The following is a 23,279-nucleotide window of genomic DNA, read 5'->3' as shown; positions in this document are numbered from 1 at the left end:
CTGAGATATATTAAGATGTGCTTTAGATCGGAGAATTGAGATATGAGATAAACCATATATCGACACAACCGAAACAGTACATCAATTTTTATTAATCAATGTTTTTTAAAAACAAAACCGTTCCGATGTTTAAATCGGAACGGCCTTTATCTTGTTGTGCGGAAGAAGGGACTCGAACCCCCACGCCGTGAAGCGCCAGATCCTAAGTCTGGTGCGGCTACCAATTACGCCACTTCCGCAGTTAGGATGTTGTAAGGACTGCAAAGATAGAAACAAGATTGAATAATCAAAAGGCATTAAAGATATTTTGTTGATTATTTTAATCAAAAAGGGCTAACTAATTAGTTTTTAAGGAGAAAAAAATTATTCAATAGATTTACTAAACACTTTCGCGATGGTCTGTGGAGACACAGACCATGGGGACTTGTAATTTAAAGCAGGGCTATTGCTGAAATAAAATATTGGTATTGTTTAAAGTCTTTATTCTTTTTGGAAAGCAGGTTTAGTGGCAGTTAGGATAGTGTAGCCCTGCTCTCCGTTCTTTCCGATGAAAAATCGGAACCACTTTGATCAGGTCTAGTTGGCAAGGGTAGGTGAAGTATTAATGTTTAAAACACCTAATACCCCTACCAAACGAAAAACGCAAATTGGCGAATTGGCTTTCCGATGGGACGTGTGGGATTTTTTCTATTTTTTTTACAGCGTGTAAAAAAGTCAACCTGTTACAAATTGATGGATATCTAACAAATACACCATCTGTGGTTAAAAATAGCTCGGGTAATAATGATTACAAAAATTGATGGGCTGTGCCGTAAAAAAACCGCTCTGATTTTTAAATCGGAACGGTTGATCTTATCGTGCGGAAGAAGGGACTCGAACCCCCACGCCGTGAAGCGCCAGATCCTAAGTCTGGTGCGGCTACCAATTACGCCACTTCCGCAGTTAGGATACTTTAAGGATTGCAAAGATAGAAACTAAATCGAAAAATCAAATTTTTATGAATTATAAAAATTTGATTAGTGATGGTTTGTGAGACACATACTATGGAGTGAACTCACTCGTTATCCGTCTTACATTTCCATCTGACCTAAAATTTTACCAGTGTTACATCAACCAGCTCAGGTCCGCCATCAATCGGATAGCCTTTAACTTTTCTTCCTTTTATGGTCACTTTTCTATCTAAATAAGTATCAAGATTGATAGAGCCACTTTTTATAGCGTAAGTTTTATTGTCGGCTTTTAACAGGTGTGTGCCATATTGAAAGGTTGTCATTCCTAGTTTTTGGATAGTTCCGCTTGCGGTAACAGAACTGGTATGGTTTGCATCTTTCAAAGGGCTACAGCCCGAAATCACAGCAACAAACAGAGATAATATTAAGATTTTTTTCATGGTGGTGTAAACGGGGTAATTTTATTTTATGCTACAATTTACAAAAATTAAAACGGTATGATTAATAAACTTGTTTTTGGAATTCGAAAAAATACTGAACGGCTTTAACCAACCTGCTTCCATACCAACTGAACATTTCGCCATCAACCAGCATAATTTTAGCACCGGGTATGGCCGCCTGTATTTCTTCGATATGTTTTTCTCCAAAAGGATAAGGCTCTGATGAAAGTAAAATCAGTTCACAATTTGTCGTTTTCAATTTTTCCAACGTTACTGTAGGATAACGCTCCTCTTTAATCACATTCGTCATACCGTTAATCAGCAGAACATCATCAATAAATGTATTTTTTCCTGCGGCCATATATGGCTTTCGCCAGATAAGGTAAGCCACTTTTTTATCGATATGATGTTGTAATGCGAGTGTTTTCAGATCGTTAAATCCGGCAGAAATCAGGTGGTTCAGGTAACTGGCTTCAGGTTCACGATCTACCAGCGCCCCTATTGCGGCAATGGTTTTCGTGGCATCATCAAGGGTAAAAATATCGCTCATCCAAACAGGAAAATATTCTGCAAGTTCTTCTATATCACCCTGAGTATTTTCTTCTTTGTTGCCGATAATCAGATCTGGTTTTAAATCTTTAATTAAATCGATATTAAGCTTTTTCGTCCCTCCTACTTTGGTTCGCGTTGCAAACTTTTCTATCGGATGGATGCAAAACTTGGTTAATCCGATAATTTCCTGATCAAGCCCCAGATCAAACAGCAGCTCTGTTTGGGAAGGAACAACAGAAATAATCCGTTTGGGTGGAAAATTAATTTTAATTTCTCTTCCGAGCTGATCGGTAAAGTTTTTTTGCATTTATTTTTATTTGTGAAACACAAATTTAATGAAAACATCCTGTCAAATGCTTTTTCACCCATTTTCTTCTATGCCACTGATGATTCCCAGCTGAAAAGCATGAATGGCCAGCCCAATTGAATTTTTAACCTGCATTTTTTCCAATAATTTAGCCCGGTATCCTTCAACTGTCCTGACACTAAGATAAAGCTGGTCGGCAATTTTTTTGTTAGTAAATTCCTTGCAGATAAGCTTAATGATTTCAATTTCACGTTCAGAAAAATTAGCATCACTGGGCCTGTTATCCTTTTTTGCCCTGCTTTTGGCAATCACGGTAGCCAATTTGGCAGAGGTGGTTTTGCAATAAAAATTATTGCCTGTTGCTACTGCAGTAATGGCATCGTAAATATCATTTTTATCGGCATTTTTAAGCAGGTATCCTCTTGCGCCTGCTTCTAACATTTCTACAATCAGATCTTCTTCATCAAACATGGAAAGTGCAATAATACCCGGATCCGGATTAAGTTTAACCATTTGTTTTACAGCCTCAATGCCATCCATAACCGGCATTTTGATATCGGTTATTACGACATGGGGTTTCAGATTTATGGCCAGTTTTACCAATTGCTCACCGTTACCGGCAGCTCCTACGAGTTCTATGTTATCTTTATTGCTGAGCACCATGGCCAGTCCTTCCCTGAAAACCACATGATCATCGGCAATAATAATTCTGATTTTTTCTTCATTCATCATTTTTTATCAGCTTTAACCGGAATTTCAAAAGTGTACGTTACTCCTTTCCCATTATTTGGTGAAGGTATTCTAACCGTACCTTTCATTACCTCTATACGACTTTGCAGGTTGAGCAGACCAAGTCCGGAATTCTGCTTTATAATTTCCTGAAAATCAAAACCGATACCATCGTCGGTTGTCTGCAAACGTAGTACCTCATCATTTTCTTCCAAAACAATCATCAGTAGATTTGCTTTTGCATGTTTGATGGTATTGTGCAAAATTTCCTGTACAATGCGGTACACGTTCAGTTCTATATCGGCTGTTAAACGTTTATTGAGGTGATGTTTAAACACAATCTTAAGGGCTCCGTTCTGTTGCACACGGTTAATAAAATCCTGAATGGCCCATACCAACCCCTTTCTTTCCAACATATAGGGCATTAAATTGGTCGAAATTTCGCGCATCCGTTGAATAATGGTATCAATATGCTTTCCTGATGAGCGGATCAAATGTTGCATTTCATCAGTATCTGCATCCAGATGGGCGATCTGGAATTTAACAGTAGAGAGCAATGGTCCTATTTCATCATGCAGATCAGATGCAATCCTCCGCCTTTCGTTTTCCAGTGTTTTGATTTCTGCCAATATCCTGTCTTTTGATAACCGCCGGCTTTTTCGGTGCTGCATAATCATGGATACAATAAAATAAAGCATAATGAATCCAATAATTGCAGCAGCAATTAATACGGCATTATAAAATTCTTTTTCTTCGGTATCCATAACACGGCTAAAGCAAAAACCAGATTGGCAAAAACATTGATAACCCGCTTAATATCAAATACATTTTCCTTAAAGATAATACTAGAACTCGAATTAAAATAAATGATTTCGATAAAAATATTAAAGGTAAAAAATACGATCAGGGCTACGCAGATCAAAAATCTCGAGTCTTTTAGGATATTCCCATCAACCAGGGTGATCAATTTATTTAAGCAGGTGATAGACAGCATTACTAATATAAACGAGTACACGATACGGAAAAAGCCACTGTTATCCGACAGCTGGTGGAGGATAAAATAATCTACTCCCCAAACAATCAAAAGGATAATGGCTAATCCCTGCAATATCTTTGATTTTTTGCTAACGATAAACCAGTTGCCAAATTGCCACAGCAGCAATAAAGCAGACAAAAGCAGGTAAATATTAATTATTAAGCAAGGATTAATGTGCTTCACAATCAAAACAAATACGGTAATTTCAGTAAGGCAATCTAAAAAACAATAAAACAGAAAAGGCCTAAAGGTAGTGCCAATATTGTTCCACCTGAACAGACCTATTACACAGGCCAGCAGAATAGACTGGGATAATATAAAATTCTGGACTTGCTGCATTTACTTATATGGATACAACTGGCCAGGGTGGTACACGCTGAGAATCATCTAAACTATAAGTATCCAAATTATCTTCATTGCCGTGATGGGTATTGGCAGATAAGACCATTAATTTAAGTTCCTTCTTACCAGGTCCGGAAACCGGGCCTACAATATCATTCCCAAAACCATCAACGGCTCTTAACACCAGTACAACCTGCGAATGATCGTTGAGTCCAAAATGTATCCTGAGCCCTTCGCAACCCCTCCTACTTAACAACTTTGAAACGCTTTTGATGTTAAAGGTTTCTGAAAATGGCAAAATGGCTACCCTTCTGTCTTCTTCCTCCAAATTTTTAGGAATAAGTGCGGTGCGGTTTTTATGAAAATTCTCAATGTACCGGTTTGCCGTTTCGAGCGGGATAAAATGTGTGCGGCTCCGGAGGTCTTCGGCCACAAATTCTTTTGCATAACGCTTTCTTTCCATTTTTTATTTGATTTAGGGTGCTGATTTCATGCTAAGTTAACAGGCAGGGCGAGTTGAGGCAATAGGTATAAATACTGTTTATTACAGGTAATTATACCTCATCCTTCGCGTAATAACACATTGAATAATATCAAAAGAGCCATTATAATTTTGATTTCAATTCTAGAAAATTTATTCACCAATTAATTTTAAATCAAAATGAAAACATTAATTCAGTTCAGTTTATGGTGCAGCCTTATTGTTGGCGCGCAAGTTTCGAAAGCACAGGTCAGCATTAAAGAGAATGGGATCTCCATTGCTCCGGGAACAAAAATATCAGCCCGGGATAAGGAGGCAGTAAACAATATTTTAAAACATTACGATGCATCGCTTTACCAGATCAGAAGCTACGATGCAGGCGGAAAAATGATCAGTAAAAAAGGCAATCTGGCCAGAATCCAAATTACGGATAAAATATCATCCGACCTGGTTAACGGAAAAGCGAACATGGTTGCGGCCGACATGACCGTACAGGCTATACTCGACAATACTACCGATCCTACCAGAGTTATCAAGGATATCAATTCGATGCCAGTTACGGAAAAAACCAGGCAACGTTTAATCTCTCAATTGAAAGCTGTGCTCTCCAAGTATCAATAATGGTCATTTTTCCTAAACAATAAGCAGCAGCTTTACCAGAATCAACAGGTATAAATACGGTTAAGAAAAGTAGTTCCACGCAATTAAATGCGTAATAATACACTAAAAGCCGGAACAGTTACCTCCATAACTTTGGTATCTGATTCTAGAACAATCTAATAAACAATTTAATTTTTCACCTAAATCTTAATCAAAATGAAAACTTCTTTAAAAATTATCGCATTATTCGCATTCATCTTTTGCGCACAGCTTTCACAAGCTCAGGTAGCCATTGAAAAAAATGGAATTTCTATTGCTCCGGGTACAAAAATCTCTTCCAGAGATAAAAGAGCCATGAACAACATTTTAAAACAGTATGATTCATCATTGTACAATGTAAAAAGTTATGGTTCACGCGGAACGGTTCTTGCCTCTACCGGTAAGCTCACCAACATTCAAACATCAGGAAAATTAACCGCCGCAGTAATTTCTGGCAGGGCCGGTAAAGCCAGTATGGTAGCAGCCGATTGTACTTTACAGATTTCTGTTTGTCATGGTGATAATGGTTCTGTTGCAACACAGGGAAGTGTGGCTACAAAAACCAATCAAGCAGGTGCTATAAATCAGAGATTAATTGCCCAACTCAGCACCGTACTTTCGAAGTACCAGTAAGTTATTCAGTTTCTGGCTTATTTGATTCTAGATAATGATAAGCCAGAAACTTCTTCAATTTTCAGCTTTTAATCATAAAACCGCCATGAAAACACCTGTAAAAATTATTCTGGTCGCTGGAATGCTGATACATTACCTGCTGCTTTCTTTTGTCAATATAGACACTACGCTTGATTGCATTGTGAATAATAAGGGTATTTTATTGGTTGAAATGGAACAATCTACCTATCAGCCAATCAAAAAGAAACTCGATTTTGTATTGGGAAAAACGGATTACAAATTTAACGATTACCTTAATTACTACCTCGCCTATACCGGCACAGAAACAGGGTACGGTTTTTTTGCTCCAAATGTACCAACGAGTTACAAACTCGTTTTTGAATACACGCTTAAAAACAAACAGAAAATAACCATGATACCGCAGATAAACAGCCATGAACTTGGGCTCAGGCTTTGCAATTATTATGAAACCATTGGCAAAACTGATGTGGAGCTCCTGAGAAATTCGCTGATCAGGTTTATGATGCAAGAGCAGATGACGGGGCTGGAAAATGTGGTTTCTGCCAAAGCTATTTTCGGGCTGGTACTTACCCCTTCATTACGCAATTACACCCAATCAAAAAATACTGTTTATCAATTTATGTATGCTTATGAATATCATATCGAAAACAAATAAGATTTTAGATCATTTCTTATTTAAACCTATACAAACCAATGTCTTTGCTTTTTTCAGGATAGCTGTTAGCATACATTGCATTATTTTTATACTGAGTATTTATGCTGAAATGCATCAGTTTTTCGGGTTATCGGGTTTTTCGAACCGCGAGGTTACTGAAACTTTTATCCGGTTGAAATTTATTCCACGGCTGAGTTGGTTTAACGATATTTTGGGCGGTTTGTTTAGTTCTGATAACCAAATGCTTCATTTCATTTTATTGATCCACCTGCTTTTTATCATCACGATGTTGTTTGGCCTCTTCACCAGGCTTTCTGCCCTTATCACTTTATTTATCCACCTCTGTATCATACAATCGAATACGTTCTTTTTATATGGAATGGACTATTTTACTACCATTTCCCTGTTCTTCTGCACCTTTATGCCGGTTACTGATTTTTCTTTGGACGAATTTCTGCTCAAGCTTAAAACTGCCTCTCCGGAGTTCAGAAGATTCTGCTTACGTTTTATACAGATCCAGATGTGTTTTATTTATTTTTTTGGCGGCTTTCATAAAGCCATCGGCATAAACTGGTGGAATGGCGAAAGCATGTGGAAAGCTTTAACCCGTCCGCCATTTAATAATTTTGACTTTTCATTTATGGCACAATACCCAAAAATATTTATGTTGATGGGCTGGGCTACAGTAGTGCACGAAATCCTTTATCCTTTTATGGCCTTTACCAGGTTTTTCAGAAAATACTGGATACTGGCCATTATCACCATGCATCTCTGTATTGGTATTTTTATGGGGCTTTACCTATTTGCATCGATCATGATCATTTTAAACATTACTGCATTTTTAAGCAAGGAACTTGATGCAGTTTCGAGCAGCTCAAAGCTATTCACGGCAAGCGTATTCCATAAAGTAAAGCAACTGCATTATCCACACTTTAAATTCGCATTGCGGATATTTAAACATATCAAAAATTGATTAGCACGGTTTATCAGGTAAATAACTGTGGTAATATTTACCTGATAAACCAATTTTATGCCAATTTAACTGACCTGTACATCTTCTTTTACAAGGCCATCAGCAATGTGTAATATCCGGCTACCATACTGCGCATTTTTTTCTGAATGGGTAACCTGGATAATGGTAATGCCATCTTCTTCATTGAGCTTTTTAAAAAGGCCCATAATTTCTTCGGCCTGTGCAGATTGCAGATTTCCTGTTGGCTCATCGGCCAAAATAATAGAAGGTTGTGCAGCTAGTGCCCGGGCAATACCCACCAATTGTTGCTGACCTCCTGATAATTGGTTCGGGAATAAATCTTTTTTGGCTACGATATTAAAGCGGTCTAAAAGATCTGCAATCCTACTGGCTCGTTCAGAACTACCAATTTTTTTGTACAATAAAGGAGCTTCAATGTTTTCGTACACCGTCATCTCATCAATTAAATGGTAAGCCTGAAATACAAAACCGATGTGATTGCGGTAAAGTTCAATGCGTTTGCGTTCGTTAAGCGAGGTTACATTTTCTCCCAAAAATTCGTAAGTACCGTAGGTTGGTTCTTCGAGCATGCCAATAATGTTGAGCAAGGTAGATTTTCCGGCTCCTGATGGTCCCATAATGGAAACAAATTCTCCTTGTTTAATGGTTGTGGTTACCAAACGGAGTACATAATTTTTAACGCCTTTGTTTGCGTAGTATTTTTCGATGTTGGTTAATTGTATCATATTTTTAAGGTTGAGGGTCGAAAGGTTAAGGGTTGGAAGGTTTGGGCGCTTTAGCCTTCAACCTTAAAACCCTCGGCCTTCCCGCCTTTATTCGTATTTTAAAGCATCAACTGCATTTGTTTTTGCGGCGCGATAGGTTTGCCAGGTAATTGTTAAAATTGAAATTAACAGTGTAAGTGTTGCTGTTGCCATAAACACCCACAAATTTAAGCTTGTTCTGAGTTCGAAATGCATTAACCAGTTATTCATAATATAATAGGCAACTGGCAGTGCAATTACGACTGCAATAAATATTAATTTCAAAAAACTTGAAGAAAGCAAAGTCATCAACTCCGTAATTGAAGCGCCTAAGATTTTTCGGATACTTACTTCCTTGATTCTTTGTGCAGTACTAAAAGATGAAAGGCCGAACAAACCTAAACAAGATATGAAAACGGCCAAACATCCAAATAGATTTGCCAAGGTGCCCAAAATCTTTTCATTTTTAAGTTTAATTTCGTTTAAACCATCAATAAATTTGATTTCGACAGGAAAATTTGGGTTTACTTCTTTTAACAACTTATTAATAATACTGATGCTTTCACTTAAGCTTTTGTCGGGATTTAAGCGCATGGTAATTACATCACTGATATCTGCATAAGCAATAACCATAGGTGCGGCAACTTTACTTGGGTCGCCCCAGACAATATTATCAAAAACCCCTACCACATTCCTTTTTATTCCCTGGTATACAATGCTGGTACCAACCGGACTTTTCAGGTGCATTACTTCAATCGCTTTTTTGCTCAAAAGTATTGCCGCTGTATCTGAAGCAAATTTCCGATCAAAATCCCTCCCGGCCAACAACCTGACGTTTACCGTTTTAGTAAAATCATAAGTGGTGTAGATCTGATCAAAATCGATCATTTTATCACTTTCGGACATCCCAACCCAGCCCAGACCTCTTATACTGCTGTTTTTGTTAGAAATACTGCCAGATGATTGTGTTACGCCTACAACAGCGCCACTGGAGAGTAATCTTGTTTTTAACAGGTTGAATTTTTCATAAAGCAATCCTTCGTGAGCTACTTCCAGCAGTCCATTTGATCTGTAACCTAAAGGTATGTTTTTAATAAACTGGATTTGTTTATAAATGGTTATGGTTGCTGCAATCAATATTACCGAAAAGCCAAATTGTATGACAACCAAAACCTGCCTGAAAGTTAAGGCATATCCTTTTTTAAAATTTAAGGATTTTTTGAGTGATTGTATCACGTTAAAACCAGAAAGGTAAAATGAAGGATAGCTCCCTGCTATGAAGCCGGTTATAACCAAAACACTAAGCATCAATATCCAGTTGGTTGGATTGAGGTAATCAAACACAATTTCAATCCCTAATAACCGGTTAAACATTGGCAAACTGAATTCGAGTAGCATAATGCTTAATAATATGCTTATCAGGGTTAAAATAAATGATTCCAGCATAAACTGAAAAACAAGATCTGTCCTGGATGCACCCATTGTTTTTTTAACGCCAATTTCTTTTGCCCTGCCTTGTGTGCTGGCGGTTGCCAAATTCATAAAATTAATACAGGCAATAAATAGAATGCCTATCGACAAACCAACAAACAGTTGCACCTGCCTAATATTGCCCCCAGTGCTTTTACCATTTAAAAATGCTCCGTATAAGTGTAATTTTGTTAAAGGATAAATAAATACATCTTCTTTAGCTGCAGAAAAGTGTTTGCCTACAAAACCTTTTAATTTTACATTAAAGGCTTCTATATCTATATTTTCATTTAATTTTACTAAGGTGTAATAATCATGACTACCCCAATTTGGCTTTTTTGGCCACTGGTTTAAATTTTCATATAAGGTAAATGTAGTTAAGGACTCGAAACCATAGGTAACATTGGCAGGAAGGTCTTTTATTACCGCTGTAACTTTTATATCAACCTGATTTTCGAATCTTACTTTTCGATTAAGCACATCTGTTGTACCGAATATCCTTTTTGCTGCTGTTTCAGTTAAAACGATAGAATTAGGATCATTTAATGCCTTTGTAGGATTTCCACTGATAAAATGATAATCAAATAATTTTAAAAAATCCGGATCAACGTACCTGCTATCTAATTTTAAACTTTCTTCTCCATTGGCCACCAATCTTTTATAAACATCAGTAATCCTGGCGCCATATAATACATCAGGAAATTCTTCTTTAAGCGCAGCCAACATCACATTCTGCGATTGGTTTATTGTTCTGATCACCTCTCCTTTCTGATCATTTAAATTGATCATGACCTGATAGATATGAGGTGAGTTTTTAAACTGTTTATCATAGCCCCACTCATAACCGGCATATAATAACAGTAATAAGCAAGAGGTTAAGCCAATAGCCAAGCCACCAATGTTTATAGCTGCATAAACTTTGTTTTTAAATAAGTTTCGCAGTGCGATTTTGAGGTTGAGTTTGAACATTTTTTAGTATCAAGTATTTAGTATCAGGTATCAAGACATAAGTTTTAACCTTTGGTCTTTTAGCTTTCGGCTTTATTCATATTTAAGTGCATCAATAGTATTTGCATTCGCGGCTTTATAAGATCGAAAGCTTACTGTTATTAACGTTATTGCCATTGATATTACCATAGCCAAAGCGAACGGCCAGATGCTGATGTCAATCCGATAGGCAAAACCTGAAAGCCATTTATTCACAAAAACATAGGCTAATGGCCATGCCACTACATTTGCAATAAACACCATCAATAAAAACGAGCCGTTCAGCATTTTAACCAGCTGTAAGGTAGATGCACCCAAAACTTTCCGGATGGCTACTTCCCTGGTGCGTTGCATGGCCACAAATGAAATCAGGCCGAACAAACCTATAAACGAGATGAAAATAATTACGCTGGCAAACACCTTAAATAATACCCCCATGATGTGTTCACTTTCATAATAGCCCTTTATCCGGTCATCAACAAAATCTGCATGATAAATATTATTCGGGAATGTACTGTTCCATAAGGTTTCTACCTGGTTCATGGAAGATACGAGCTGTTTGCCCTCTAACTTTATTGCAGCTTGCCAATATTGATTTTTATCGGCAGAAATAGCCAGACCGGATATTTTCTCTTTTAATGATTTATCATTGTAGTCCTTTACCACTCCTACAATCGGGATATTAATACCCGTGGCATTGATCATTTTACCAAGGGCATTTTCGGGCTTTGTTATGCCTACTTTTTTCAAAAATGTTTCGTTAACCACATAACCATTGGCCGTATCGCTCTTCATAAAAACTTTGCCGGCAATAATCTTTAAATCGAAAAGTTTAAAATAATTTTCATCGACCTTACAGGTCCTTACCTCGAAATCTTTATTTTTAACTCCATTAAAAGTAAAATTGGTCGAATTTATATCCTGGGATAAGGGGGGCGACTGGCAATAGCTCAACAATTGTACACCAGGTATTTTTAAAATCCTTTCTTTAAAAACACTCCGTTTCTCCTTACTCACCTGATCTCCTGGCATCCCCACCATTACCACTGTGGATGAATTAAAACCCAACGGTTTCTGCTGCAGGTAGTCCATTTGATTTACAATTACAATGGTACCGATAATGAGTATAACAGTAATTGCAAACTGCACCACCACCAAAATTTTACGCAGGCTTAAACCGTTGTTGTTAAGGGTAACTTTATTTTTTATAGCCAACGCCGGATTAAAACCTGATATGACCATAGCCGGATAAAAGCCGGCCATAAAGCCAACAAATACAACCAGTAAAATCATAAACACAAAAATAACCGGGTGCCCGAACAAACTAAAGCTGATCTGATTTTTAAATAGGTTCTGCATAGCGGGTATAGCCAACTCACTGATGATACAGGCAATTAAAAGTGCAATTAAGACCAGTACAATGGTTTCGGTTAAAAACTGTACAATAAGTTGCCTGCGCTTGCCCCCCATTACTTTACGCACGCCAACTTCTTTTGACCTGTTAACAGCCTGTGCCGTATTTAAATTGATAAAGTTGATACATGCAGTACAGATCAAAAACAATCCGATAATAACAAGGCCGAAAATCTGGCTCCTGGCAATTGTTGCATTTGCAAAATTATCGTAACGTTGATCAAAATGAATCTCTTTTAACGGCTGAAGCCTGTTTACCTGGTTCCCTTCAATCTTTTTGTCTGCATAATATTTCTTATTGAATTTGGCCATAGCCCAATCTAAGTCAGATTTGTTCAGTCCTTCTTTAAGCAACACATAACTACTTAAACTCGAATTGATACAATCCCAACAGTCGCGGTTACCGTAATAATTGTATAAATTTTGGTAAGCGATCACTATTTTTAAAGGAAAGCTGCTGTTCTGCGGCATATCCTGAAATACCCCAGTAACGCTTAGCTGTGTTTTGGTACCCATGGTAATACTTTTACCAATGGCATTTTGTATGCTGCCAAAATACTTAACGGCCATCGCCTCGGATAGGGCAACGTTATTAGGGGCTTTTAAAGCTTCTGCCGGTTTGCCGTACTTCCAGTTGATATGAATTACATCAAAAAAATCGGGTTCAGCAAAATACACGTTTTCCTGACTTTTTAAAATTTCCCTGCCTGTATTATCCTTAATATGTATAATATCATCTAATTTGGCAATTGCACCTATCTTTTCTACTCCAGCGATCTCATTTCTGGCTGCTGCTGTAAAAGGTATGGGTACTCCTGCAGAAAAATCATCGAAAGCATTGTACCTCCAATCCGTAACTACCCTATAAATCCGATCTGCATTTTTATAACCTTCATCAAAACTGAGCTGAAAACGGATAAAAATAAAGATCAAAATACAGCTTGCCATCCCGATTGACAGTCCAAGAATATTAATAAAAGTATAACCTTTGTTTTTCCAGAGGTTTCGCCAGGCGATTTTGAGGTTAAGTTTGAACATTTTTGTAGTATCAAGTATTTAGTATCAGATATCAAGACACCAGCAAGTTACCTCAGTCTTTGATCTTTAAGTTTTCAGCTATTATTCGTATTTCAACGCATCAACAGGATTAGCTTTAACAGCTTTTTTCGCCTGAATGCTTACGGTTATTACAGCTAATAAAATGGTAATTGTTGCACTGCTAACAAAGGGTAGCACAGGTAAATCAATTCGGTAGGCAAAAGTTTCGAGCCATTTTTTAGTAAGGATATAAGCTACCGGCCAGGAAATTACGTTAGCGACGAGGACCATGATAAAAAATGAACTATTAATTAATTTGAAGATTTGAATATCACTTGCACCCAAAATTTTGCGCACTGCAATCTCTTTGATGCGTCCATTGGTGATGTATTTTGCAAAGGCAAACAAACCTAAAATAGCAATGAAGATGGTGAGCAATGCCGCTGCGAAAAACACGGATTGTAACTGTTCCTGTTTTTTGAAAAGTTTGCCGTAAAGTTCATCTAAAAATTCATATCGAAAGTCCTCGCCGTCCTGAGGATTTATTTGAGGCCATTGTGCTTTCAAAGCAGCCAAAGCATCAGCCATTTTATTTTCCTCAATTTTCACCATAATTTGCGTTTTTGAATTTCCGCAAGGATTTTTAATTGCATAAATAGTAGGCTGAACGGCACTTTCAAATCCTTGTGCTTTAAAATCTTTTGCTACCCCTACAATCTTATAATCTATATTACAGCCTCTTATTGTTTGTCCGACTGGATTTTTAATTCCATATTTCGCAACAGCACTTTCATTTATCACAACAGAATTCGCAGTATCGGTACTGAATGACTTTGAGAAAAACCGTCCCTCTTTTAATTTAATATCAAGTGTTTCAAAGTAATCAAAATCCACATCGACAAAATCAATGCTTTTCTGCACACCATTTACGGTATAACCGTTACCTCCATTTTCGCTCCCATCAGGAACACCAGTAGCTACAGTTACTGATTTTACTCCCTGGATTTTTAAGATTTTATCTCTAACCGGAGCAAATTTTTCAGGTTTATTGAAAAGACTTATGTTTTTAATGTAAACAACCTGATTTGCTGTAAAACCCAGATCCTGAGTCCGCATATATTTCAATTGTGCGTTGATGATGAACAAACCGATTATAAAAATCACCGCAATGCTAAACTGAAAAATCAACAGGCCATTTCGCAGCCATGAACTTTGTTTACTTGTAGAAAAATTACCTTTTAGTACTAAAGCAGGTTTGAAACCTGATAAAACCAAAGCTGGATAAGTGCCCGCAACAAATGTAATCAGGCATAAAATTAAGGGTAATTGCCAGAATAAGTTATTTTCAATATTCCAGATGGATAAATTAACCTGAAAAAGGTTGTTGAAATATGGCAGGGCTAATTCTGCTATTGTTAAGGCAAGAATTGTAGCAACAAAACATTGAATAAATATTTCGGTAAGAAATTGTGTGGTAAGCTGGAAACGATAAGCACCCATTACTTTTTTTACGCCAACTTCTTTAGCCCTTTTTGTGGCCTGAGCAATGCTTAGATTGGTGAAATTGATACAGGCAATAACCAAGATCAGAATTCCAAGTACAGAAAGGGCGATTAGTATTTTATAAGGCGCATCATTACCGGCCTTTGGCCTGAGGTGCAAGTTTGCAAGCGGGTCTAAAAATGTGGAAACACCCTTTATTTCTTCTATTGTTTTTTGGTCAGTTTCGCCTTTTAATAATTCTTTTCGGTATAAGTCTGTAATTTTTTGTTCCAGGTTTGCAACGTCAGTTCCGGGTTTTACCTGAATATAGGTCGTGTAATTGTTATATCCATAATTCTCTCCCTGTCCAATTTCGTTACCGATTGAAATCCCGTCGAAAGTAATATTTGAATGCAAATTATTTGTAATTGAACCATTGATTTTACTGGTAATGCCCGAATTGCTTGCTCCCATTCCTACCATTTCAGGCTTGTTATCTGTTTTATTTGGAAAAAGCACTTTCATGCTTTCCTCACTCAGGTAAGAAAGTCTGTCAGCTTCACCTGCGGGTTTTTCTAAGCCTCCTGTAGGTTTCAAATCAAGAATTTTAGCGGCATTGTAATCAGCCTGCATAAAGTTTTTGGCAAATAATGTGTTCTTGCCATTCTTTATGGTAAATTCAAAAAAACCACGTTTGGTAATTCCCGCATTTTCTACCTCCGGGAAATTCTGTTTAATTGCTTTTGCAAATGGTGGCGAAGTGTAGTTTGTTTTAAAATCAGGATAAATCCGTCCAACTACATAAATATTGTTGTAGTTTGGATTGGTTTTATCAAAGCTGGTTTCGTAAGTAAAATAAAGCACAACTAAAATAAAAGCAGCCAAAGCAATGGCTAAACCACCAACATTAATTGAAGTAATACCTCTATTTCTCCAAAGGTTTCGCAATGCGATTTTTAAGTTTAATTTGAACATATTTTAGTATCAAGTATTTAGTATCGGGTATCAAGACTCTAGGTATTTAGTATCGGGTATCAAGACTCTAGCAATTTGCTTTAGTCTTTTATCTTTCAGCTTTTATTCATATTTAAGTGCATCAACAGCATTTGCTTTGGCCACTTTAAAGGTTTGCAGGCTCACTGTTAAAATGGCAATAATTACCGAGGTTAAAAGCGCAAGCAAAAAAGGCCATGGATTAATCGTAATCTTATAATCATATTTTTCCAGCCATTTGGCAACAAGAATATAGGCTACCGGGATAGCGATCACATTGGATATGATTACCAGTTTCATAAAATCTTTGTTTAAAAGGACCAGGATATCAGAAAGATTGGCGCCTAATACTTTACGGATACTGATTTCTTTACTGCGCTGCTCGGCAGTGTATAACGCTAAACCCAATAAACCCAAGCAGGAAATAAAAATGGCAAATCCTCCAAAAATATTGGAAAGTACACTGAGTAACCTTTCACTCCGGAGTTTTTCGGCCATGCCCTGACTAACCATTTTCACTTCAATTGGATAAGCAGGATTTAAATGTTGACTTATCGATTTTATCGCTTCGATTGAATTAGAAAGCGATTGCTTAGGATTGAGCTTAATCAGCAAAACCCGGCTCGTTTTAACATTGTAATAATAAACTGTAGGCTGTATTTTAGAAGCAAGCGATTCGCTGGAATAATCTTGAACAACGCCCACCACTTTAAGTGGCGGGTTATTGCCCCAATGGATAACTGTACCGACAGGATTTTTTAACCCCATTATTTTAACAGCACTTTGATTGAGGAGCAGAGATGTAGAGGTATCTGCTGAAAATTTAGACTCAAAATCTCTCCCTGCAAGAATCTTTACACCAGTTGTTTTGGCAAAATCAAAACCTGTACTTCTATAGTTGATAATAGAGACATCATTTTTAGGCTTGCCGGGCCATTGAATATCGCTGGTAATAGAACCGCTACTGGTAAAAGAGTTGGCATATTCAGTCGCGGAAACAATGGCTCCTTCTCTTTCCAGTTCGTTTTTAAAGGTTTTGAGTTTTTCGGGTTTTGTCCATTCCCCTTCCAGGTCGATCTGTGCCAATGCCGTCTCATCAAAACCCAAAGGTTTATTTTTAAGGTGCTGGATCTGGCTGTAAATTACAATAGCCGAAATAATCATACAGATAGAAAGACTAAACTGTACCACCACCAAGGTTTTGCGGATGGATAATGAACCTGTTGAGCCTTTAAATCCCTTAAGTACTTTTACCGGAATAAAAGAGGAGAGGTAAAATGCAGGATAACTGCCGGCAAGCAGACCGGTAATCAAAACCATAGCAAGTAAGACCGCCCAAAAGCCGGTTGCGCCATAATTGATTTTGATTGAAATATCGAGCAGGTTGTTAAAGTAAGGCAGTGAAACCTCGAGTAGCGTAAAAGCAATTAACATGGCTAAAAACGACAACAGTAATGATTCTACCATAAATTGCCCCATAATGGTGTTGCGGGTAGATCCTAAAGCTTTCCGCACCCCTACTTCTCTCGCCCGTTTTTCAGATTTAGCGGTAGAAAGGTTCATATAATTGATGCAGGCAATAAACAGTACGCAGATAGCCAGAAAAACAAATAACCTTAACTGGTCAATTTTACCACCGACTACTTTTCCGTTATCAAAATCATCATACAGGTGAAGTTTGCTCAAAGGAAAAAGAAAAGGTTCATAAGTCATCTCTTTTAAATCAGGTTCTTTATCTACAATAAAATGTTTTAGAGCCGCATTTGTTGCCTCCAGGGAAGCATTATCCTTAAGCTGAAATAAGGTTAGACAGGTAATGGCGCCCCAACTATTTTCTTTTTCAGAAGGATTTTCCTGTTCAAAAAAAGCCCATGGCTGCAACACATCGTATTGCATACTCTGGTTTTTGGGAAGGTCTTCTATAACAGCAGTCACTTTTAAACTGATCCTGTTATCATATTTAATGCTTTGTCCGATCGGGTTCTCCACGCCAAATAGTTTTTTGGAAGTAGATTGACTAATCAATACATTATTCGGTTCGCTTAAAGCCGTATTTGGATCTCCATAGATGAATTTGTGATCAAGGATCTTTAAAAAATCCGGATCAACATTCATCCCTGAAAGTTTAAAATTGTGCAGATTATGGCTGAACAGCTTCTCCCCGTTATTCATCGACATGCGCGCTGCACTTTTAATGCCCGGCAGTTCTGAAGCGCCAGCTTTGGCTAGTTTATTCGGAACCGCCATGGTAGTAGCTAGTTTGCCGTTAAACTTTAGATTTAATGCAGCAATATATACCTTATCGGCATTTTTATACTGTTTATCGAAGCTCCATTCGTAATAAACGTACAATAGCAACATCAAGCAACAGACCATGCCAATTGCCAATCCACCAACATTGATTAAAGTAAAGCCTTTGTTCTTCCAAAGGTTACGCAAGGCTATTTTAAAGTTGAGTCTAAACATATTTTTGAGGTTTAGCGTAAAGCGTTTGGGGGTTAGCGGTAAATCCACGCTGATCGCCAGACGCTAAGCGCATGGTTTATTCGTATTTAAGTGCATCAACAGGGTTTGCATGAGCTGTTTTATAAGCTTGGAAACTTACCGTAATCAATGCCATTAGTAAAGTACCAAACCCGGCTATCGGCATAATCCACCATGATATTTCGGTGTGAAATTCGAATTTCATCAACCATTTATTCATTAAATAATAACTCAAAGGAATAGCGATAACGATCGCAACTACAATCATTTTTACAAAAGAAAATGACAGTAATTGCATTAAATGAAGTAAAGATGCACCTAGCACCTTACGTACCCCAAATTCTTTTGTTCTTTGCTCGGCGCTATAGGCTACCAAACCAAATAATCCCAAACAGGAAACAAAGATCGCAAGTCCACCGAAAAGGTTAGACAGGATGCCCAAAGTTTTTTCGGCATTGTATTTTTCAGCGTACACGTTATTTAAAAAATTAATCTCCAGTGGATAGGCTGGATTTAAAGCCTTTGTAATTCTGCTGATGGTTTCAACATTACTTTGAAGACTATTATCTTCATTTAGACGCATCGTGATGTTTCCCGTTTGTTTCTTATCAAAAAACACCACCATCGGGTTATTCGATTTATAAGGCGAATCCCAAACATAATCGTCGAAAACACCTATGATGTTAAATTTGTCACCAAAAATGGTAATTGTTTTGCCTACCGGATTTTTATAGTCAAAAATTTTAACTGCAGAAGCACTTACCATCACAGCGCTTGTATCTGAAGCGAAGTTTTCTGAAAAATCTCTCCCTTTAGTTAATTTGATGCCATTGGTTTTGATAAAATCGTAAGTGGTAATTACCTGGTTAAACATTTGATTGTTTGTCGCTTTCAACATTCCTTCCCATTCGATACCTGCAAAATTCCGACCATGATGCGATAAGCTAACTGATGACTGGAACATGGAGGTAACCGCCCCAGATTTTAGCAGCTCAGTACGCAGCAGTTCATATTTTGTTTTCAGTTCCCCATCCTGTGGCATTTCTGCCAAAGCGTTCATATCAAAGCCTACCGGCCTGTTTTTAATATATTGGATCTGTTTGTAGATAACCAAAGTAGAAATAATGAGGATAATAGCGAAGCAAAATTGCCCCACCACCAATACCTGCCTTAAACTCACTGAAAAGAAACTTTTCGATTTAATTTTTCTTTTTAAGGTTTGTATGGGGTTAAAAGACGAAAGGTAAAATGCAGGGTAACTACCTGCAATTAATCCTGTAGTTAAAACAATCCCAAGAATGCCCATCCAACTGGTGCTGTTAAAATAAGATATATTCAATTTTCTATTCAACAGGTTGTTAAAGGTGGGCAAAAAAATCTCGAGGATAGTAATAGAAAAAATTACCGCAATAAAAGTTAGCATCATCGATTCGGTTAAAAACTGTACAATTAGCGAACTGCGGTTGGCGCCAATAGTCTTTTTTATGCCTACTTCTTTTGCACGTTTTTCTGATTTGGCTGTAGCCATGTTCATAAAATTAATGCAGGCAATTAAAAGAATTCCGAAAGCGAGTCCAACAAACAGATAAATTTGTTCTATTGCTCCACCAATGCTTTTGCCATCTTCGAACTTGCCATATAGATGTAACCTGGCCAATGGGAACAATACCTGCGATTGCTGATTATTTATATTATTTTTTTTCTCTATCTGATTGATTTTTTGGTTAACCAAATCTAAGTTTGCGCCATTTTTTAACATCACCAGTGTCACAAAACTAAAATTGCTCCAGTTTAAATCTTTAGCGCCTTGATCAATTGTTTCATAAAAAGCCCAGGGCATTAAATAATCAAATTTGTTTGAGCTGTTGTCGGCCTGGTCTTTAATTACTCCGGTAATATTCAAATCGAATTGATCTTTAAAACGCACCGATTTATTCAGCACATCAGCTGTTCCAAACAATACTTTAGCTGTAGATTCAGTTAAAATAACAGAATGTGGATTACTTAACGCTGTACTGGCATTGCCATAAATAAATTCGTAATCGTACATTTTTAAGATATCAGGTTCGGCGAATTTAGATTGACGCTTAAAGGCGTTCTGTCCGTTGGCAATTAAATTTTTACTTCCGTAGTCCATTCTCGCCATATACTTCAGTTCAGGCAAACTTTGTTTAATTACCGGACCGAAAGCAGTAGTTGAGCCTTCAAAAGTTACTGAAATTTTACCGTTATCACCCGGAATATTGGTCATTGTGGTATAAACATAGGCTGAGTTTTTAGCGTGTTTATCAAAATTCCATTCGTAGGTAACGTATAGCAGCAAAGTTAAACAAGCCGCCAAACCGATAGCCAGGCCTATCACATTGATGAAAGAGCTTACCTTGTTTCGCCAAAGGTTACGCAGTGCAATTTTTAAGTTAAGTTTAAACATATTTTTGAGGGTTGGCGTAAAGTGTTTGGCGGTTAGCGGTAAATCCACGCTGATCGCCAAAAACTAAGCGCATAACTTATTCATATTTTAGTGCATCTATCGGGTTTGCTTTCGCCACTTTAACCGATTGCACACTTACGGTAAGTATTGCTATAATCACCGATAGGCTTATGGCCACAATAAATGGTAGTGTAGAAACCGAAATGCGGTATTCGTAGCCCGAAAGCCATTTATTGATAATAATATAAGCCAACGGAAATGCGATCAGGTTTGCAATGGCAACCAGTTTTATAAAATCTTTGTTTAAAAGTGTAAGGATATTTGCTGTGCTTGCGCCTAAAACTTTACGGACGCTGATTTCTTTCTTACGTTGTTCTGCCATGAAAAGAGCTAGTCCCAATAAGCCTAAGCAAGAAATGAAAATGGCAAAACCACCGAACCAGTTGGAGAGTGTGCCCAAAAGTTTTTCGTTCTGAAATTTTTCTTCAAAAGAATCGCTGACAAATTTCCTGTCTATGGGATAATCTGGGTTTATAGCTTTTACAAGCGCATCGATTTGTGCCAGCGAAGTGCTGATGTTTTGTGTCTCGTTTAGCCGAATTAAAATTACTCCTCCTTCATCTTTATAAATTCGATTAAAAATCATTGGGGCAACTTTTTGATACGGAGATTCTGCAACAAAATCTTTCATCACACCAATAATCGTAGATTTGGATTCACCATAATCAATTATTGTACCCACCGGATTTTTAAGTCCCATTATTTTAACAGCAGCTTCATTTATCAAAACCTTGTTAGAATCACCTGGAAATTCAGCACTAAATTCTCTTCCTGCTATCATTTTTGTACCAGTAGTGGCTATAAAATCGTATCCTATCCCTCTTTGGTTAAACAATACTTTTTCATTAGGATTTTTGCCATTCCAATTAATAGCAGATGTATTGTTCCCACCTTCATCAATATTCATACTGAGTAACGAAACATTTTGGGCGGCACCTGATTTGATTAGCTGCGTTTTTAATAAGTCGATTTTTTTTGAACTCGTTAAATTACCCATAGCTGCCATTTGTATCAGGTTACCTTGATTATAACCTATTGGTTTATTTTTAATGTAATTTAATTGCTGATAGATAACGACAGTGCAAACAATTAAACTTGCTGCAAATACAAATTGGGATACTACCAGTACTTTTCTTATTGAGATAGCTGAGCCAGCTCTAAAACTGAAGCCCTTAAGCACTTTTACAGGTTCAAAAGACGATAGGTAAAATGCAGGATAACTACCAGCCAGTAATCCAGTAAATAAAATTAATCCAATTAATACTGCCCAGTACCTCCAGTCATTGTATTGAATAATCAGATTAATATTTAACAAGTTGTTAAAGTAAGGCAGACTAATTTCAACCAGAGTAAAGGCAACAACAGTTCCAATTAAAGCGAGTAAAGTACTTTCGAAGATAAACTGAGCTATTAATGATTTTCTACTGGATCCAATCGCTTTGCGAACGCCAACTTCTTTTGCTCTTTTCTCTGATCGGGCGGTAGAAAGATTCATAAAGTTTACACAAGCAATGAGGAGAATACAAATAGCCAGCATAAAGAAAATCTTCAGCTGTCCTATTTTTCCACCTACAGTTACACCATTTTCAAATTCATCGTACAAGTGCCATTTCGATAAAGGATGTAAAAACAATTCGTTAGTATTCGATTTATTATCATGGGTTTTATAAATATTTTTAACCTCGGCATTTACCTTATCCAATAAATTACTATTTTGAAGTTGAACGAGGGTTAAACAGAAATTACTCCCCCATCCTTGTTTCGTTACCCATCCGTTCAATTTTTCATTTAATTTCCAAGGCATTATATAATCGAATCTGATGCTGCTATTCGCAGGTAAATCAGCAATTACTGCTTCCACTTTTAATCCGTCTTTATTATCCAGCTTTACAATTTTACCTACAGGATTTTCGTTTGCAAATAATTTTCTGGATAATGATTGAGTTAAAATAACGCTGTTAATATCTTTAAGTGATGATGCAGCATTACCACTTAAAAATTTATAATCCAATATTTTAAGGAAAGAGGGATCGGCAAACAATCCTCTGTTTTTGATCTTTATATCTTTATAGCTGATTAACTGCTCAAATGGGTAAGTAGATCTGGCTGCGTTTACAATACCTGCATATTTTTCTTTAAGCTCTGGCGCCAGTAAGCCAGGGGTCCAGGCCCAGCTGTGCACTTTACTATTGGCTTTCATATTGGTATGGGCAACATAGGTTGTGCTGTAATTCTTGAATTGCTTGTCAAATCCAAACTCGTAGGATATATATAATAATAGAAGCATACAACTGGCTAACCCTAAAGCCAAGCCACCAATATTTATTAAGGAAAATCCCTTGTTTCTCCAAAGGTTCCGCAAAGCGATTTTTAAGTTTAATCTGAACATTTTTTTTTTG

Annotated in this window: 17 protein-coding genes and 2 tRNA genes; 4 read left to right on the top strand and 15 right to left on the bottom strand. The window is 37.2% G+C overall.

Annotated elements, in window-relative coordinates; genetic code table 11:
* Positions 1–157: 157 nt before the first annotated feature.
* From FFJ24_RS04170 to FFJ24_RS04135, 8 genes are all read right to left on the bottom strand, one after another.
* Positions 158–239: transfer RNA gene (locus FFJ24_RS04170), tRNA-Leu, on the bottom strand.
* A 619-nt stretch (positions 240–858) separates the two neighbouring features.
* A tRNA-Leu gene (locus FFJ24_RS04165) sits at positions 859–940 on the bottom strand.
* Between the two features lie 147 nt (positions 941–1,087).
* Positions 1,088–1,390 carry a hypothetical protein gene (locus FFJ24_RS04160; protein ID WP_138822834.1) on the bottom strand — a complete coding sequence of 101 codons (303 nt, stop codon included), beginning with the start codon at positions 1,388–1,390 and terminating at the stop codon, positions 1,088–1,090.
* A gap of 61 nt (positions 1,391–1,451) precedes the next feature.
* Positions 1,452–2,249 carry an ABC transporter substrate-binding protein gene (locus tag FFJ24_RS04155; protein ID WP_138822832.1) on the bottom strand — a complete coding sequence of 266 codons (798 nt, stop codon included), beginning with the start codon at positions 2,247–2,249 and terminating at the stop codon, positions 1,452–1,454.
* Positions 2,250–2,303: 54 nt separating this feature from the next.
* Positions 2,304–2,981: a response regulator transcription factor gene (locus FFJ24_RS04150; RefSeq protein WP_246862735.1), complete on the bottom strand. Its 678-nt coding sequence runs from the start codon at positions 2,979–2,981 to the stop codon at positions 2,304–2,306.
* Positions 2,978–3,742 (bottom strand): sensor histidine kinase, encoded by a 765-nt coding sequence (locus tag FFJ24_RS04145; protein WP_138822830.1) that lies wholly within the window; start codon positions 3,740–3,742, stop codon positions 2,978–2,980. Before FFJ24_RS04145 ends, FFJ24_RS04150 begins: the two co-directional genes overlap by 4 nt.
* Positions 3,703–4,152, bottom strand: a complete 450-nt coding sequence (locus tag FFJ24_RS04140) for a hypothetical protein (protein ID WP_138822828.1) — start codon at positions 4,150–4,152, stop codon at positions 3,703–3,705. Before FFJ24_RS04140 ends, FFJ24_RS04145 begins: the two co-directional genes overlap by 40 nt.
* Positions 4,153–4,357: 205 nt before the next feature.
* Entirely contained in the window at positions 4,358–4,819 is a 462-nt protein-coding gene (locus FFJ24_RS04135; protein ID WP_138822826.1) for a hypothetical protein, read from the bottom strand.
* A gap of 198 nt (positions 4,820–5,017) precedes the next feature.
* Between FFJ24_RS04135 and FFJ24_RS04130 the strand changes: the two genes are divergently transcribed.
* The 4 genes from FFJ24_RS04130 to FFJ24_RS04120 all read left to right on the top strand — a co-directional run bounded on the left by FFJ24_RS04130 (position 5,018) and on the right by FFJ24_RS04120 (position 7,758).
* Positions 5,018–5,458 (top strand): hypothetical protein, encoded by a 441-nt coding sequence (locus FFJ24_RS04130; protein ID WP_138822824.1) that lies wholly within the window; start codon positions 5,018–5,020, stop codon positions 5,456–5,458.
* Between the two features lie 195 nt (positions 5,459–5,653).
* A complete protein-coding gene (locus FFJ24_RS04125; protein WP_138822822.1) occupies positions 5,654–6,109 on the top strand; it encodes a hypothetical protein in 456 nt (151 codons plus the stop codon).
* A gap of 85 nt (positions 6,110–6,194) precedes the next feature.
* Complete coding sequence (locus FFJ24_RS25965) at positions 6,195–6,785, top strand: hypothetical protein (protein WP_168202384.1); 591 nt, start codon at positions 6,195–6,197, stop codon at positions 6,783–6,785.
* A complete protein-coding gene (locus FFJ24_RS04120) occupies positions 6,760–7,758 on the top strand; it encodes an HTTM domain-containing protein (protein ID WP_168202383.1) in 999 nt (332 codons plus the stop codon). The genes FFJ24_RS25965 and FFJ24_RS04120 overlap by 26 nt, the downstream gene beginning before the upstream one ends.
* A gap of 65 nt (positions 7,759–7,823) precedes the next feature.
* Here FFJ24_RS04120 and FFJ24_RS04115 read toward each other — a convergent pair whose 3' ends face one another.
* The 7 genes from FFJ24_RS04115 to FFJ24_RS04085 all read right to left on the bottom strand — a co-directional run bounded on the left by FFJ24_RS04115 (position 7,824) and on the right by FFJ24_RS04085 (position 23,269).
* A complete protein-coding gene (locus FFJ24_RS04115) occupies positions 7,824–8,504 on the bottom strand; it encodes an ABC transporter ATP-binding protein (RefSeq protein WP_138822818.1) in 681 nt (226 codons plus the stop codon).
* Positions 8,505–8,591: 87 nt separating this feature from the next.
* A complete protein-coding gene (locus tag FFJ24_RS04110) occupies positions 8,592–10,961 on the bottom strand; it encodes an ABC transporter permease (RefSeq protein WP_138822816.1) in 2,370 nt (789 codons plus the stop codon).
* A 72-nt stretch (positions 10,962–11,033) separates the two neighbouring features.
* Positions 11,034–13,430, bottom strand: coding sequence for an ABC transporter permease (locus tag FFJ24_RS04105; protein ID WP_138822814.1), 2,397 nt, complete (start codon positions 13,428–13,430; stop codon positions 11,034–11,036).
* Positions 13,431–13,511: 81 nt separating this feature from the next.
* Positions 13,512–15,887 carry an ABC transporter permease gene (locus FFJ24_RS04100; protein ID WP_138822812.1) on the bottom strand — a complete coding sequence of 792 codons (2,376 nt, stop codon included), beginning with the start codon at positions 15,885–15,887 and terminating at the stop codon, positions 13,512–13,514.
* 102 nt (positions 15,888–15,989) lie between these two features.
* Complete coding sequence (locus FFJ24_RS04095; protein ID WP_138822810.1) at positions 15,990–18,371, bottom strand: ABC transporter permease; 2,382 nt, start codon at positions 18,369–18,371, stop codon at positions 15,990–15,992.
* Between the two features lie 76 nt (positions 18,372–18,447).
* Positions 18,448–20,820 (bottom strand): ABC transporter permease, encoded by a 2,373-nt coding sequence (locus FFJ24_RS04090; protein WP_138822808.1) that lies wholly within the window; start codon positions 20,818–20,820, stop codon positions 18,448–18,450.
* Between the two features lie 76 nt (positions 20,821–20,896).
* On the bottom strand, positions 20,897–23,269 hold the full coding sequence (locus FFJ24_RS04085) for an ABC transporter permease (protein ID WP_138822806.1): 2,373 nt from the start codon (positions 23,267–23,269) through the stop codon (positions 20,897–20,899).
* Positions 23,270–23,279 lie beyond the last annotated feature (10 nt).

The organism is Pedobacter sp. KBS0701, assembly GCF_005938645.2.
Taxonomy (GTDB): Bacteria; Bacteroidota; Bacteroidia; order Sphingobacteriales; family Sphingobacteriaceae; genus Pedobacter.
The sequence above is the reverse complement of the archived record's forward strand: the minus strand, read 5'-3'. Positions and strand labels throughout refer to the sequence as shown.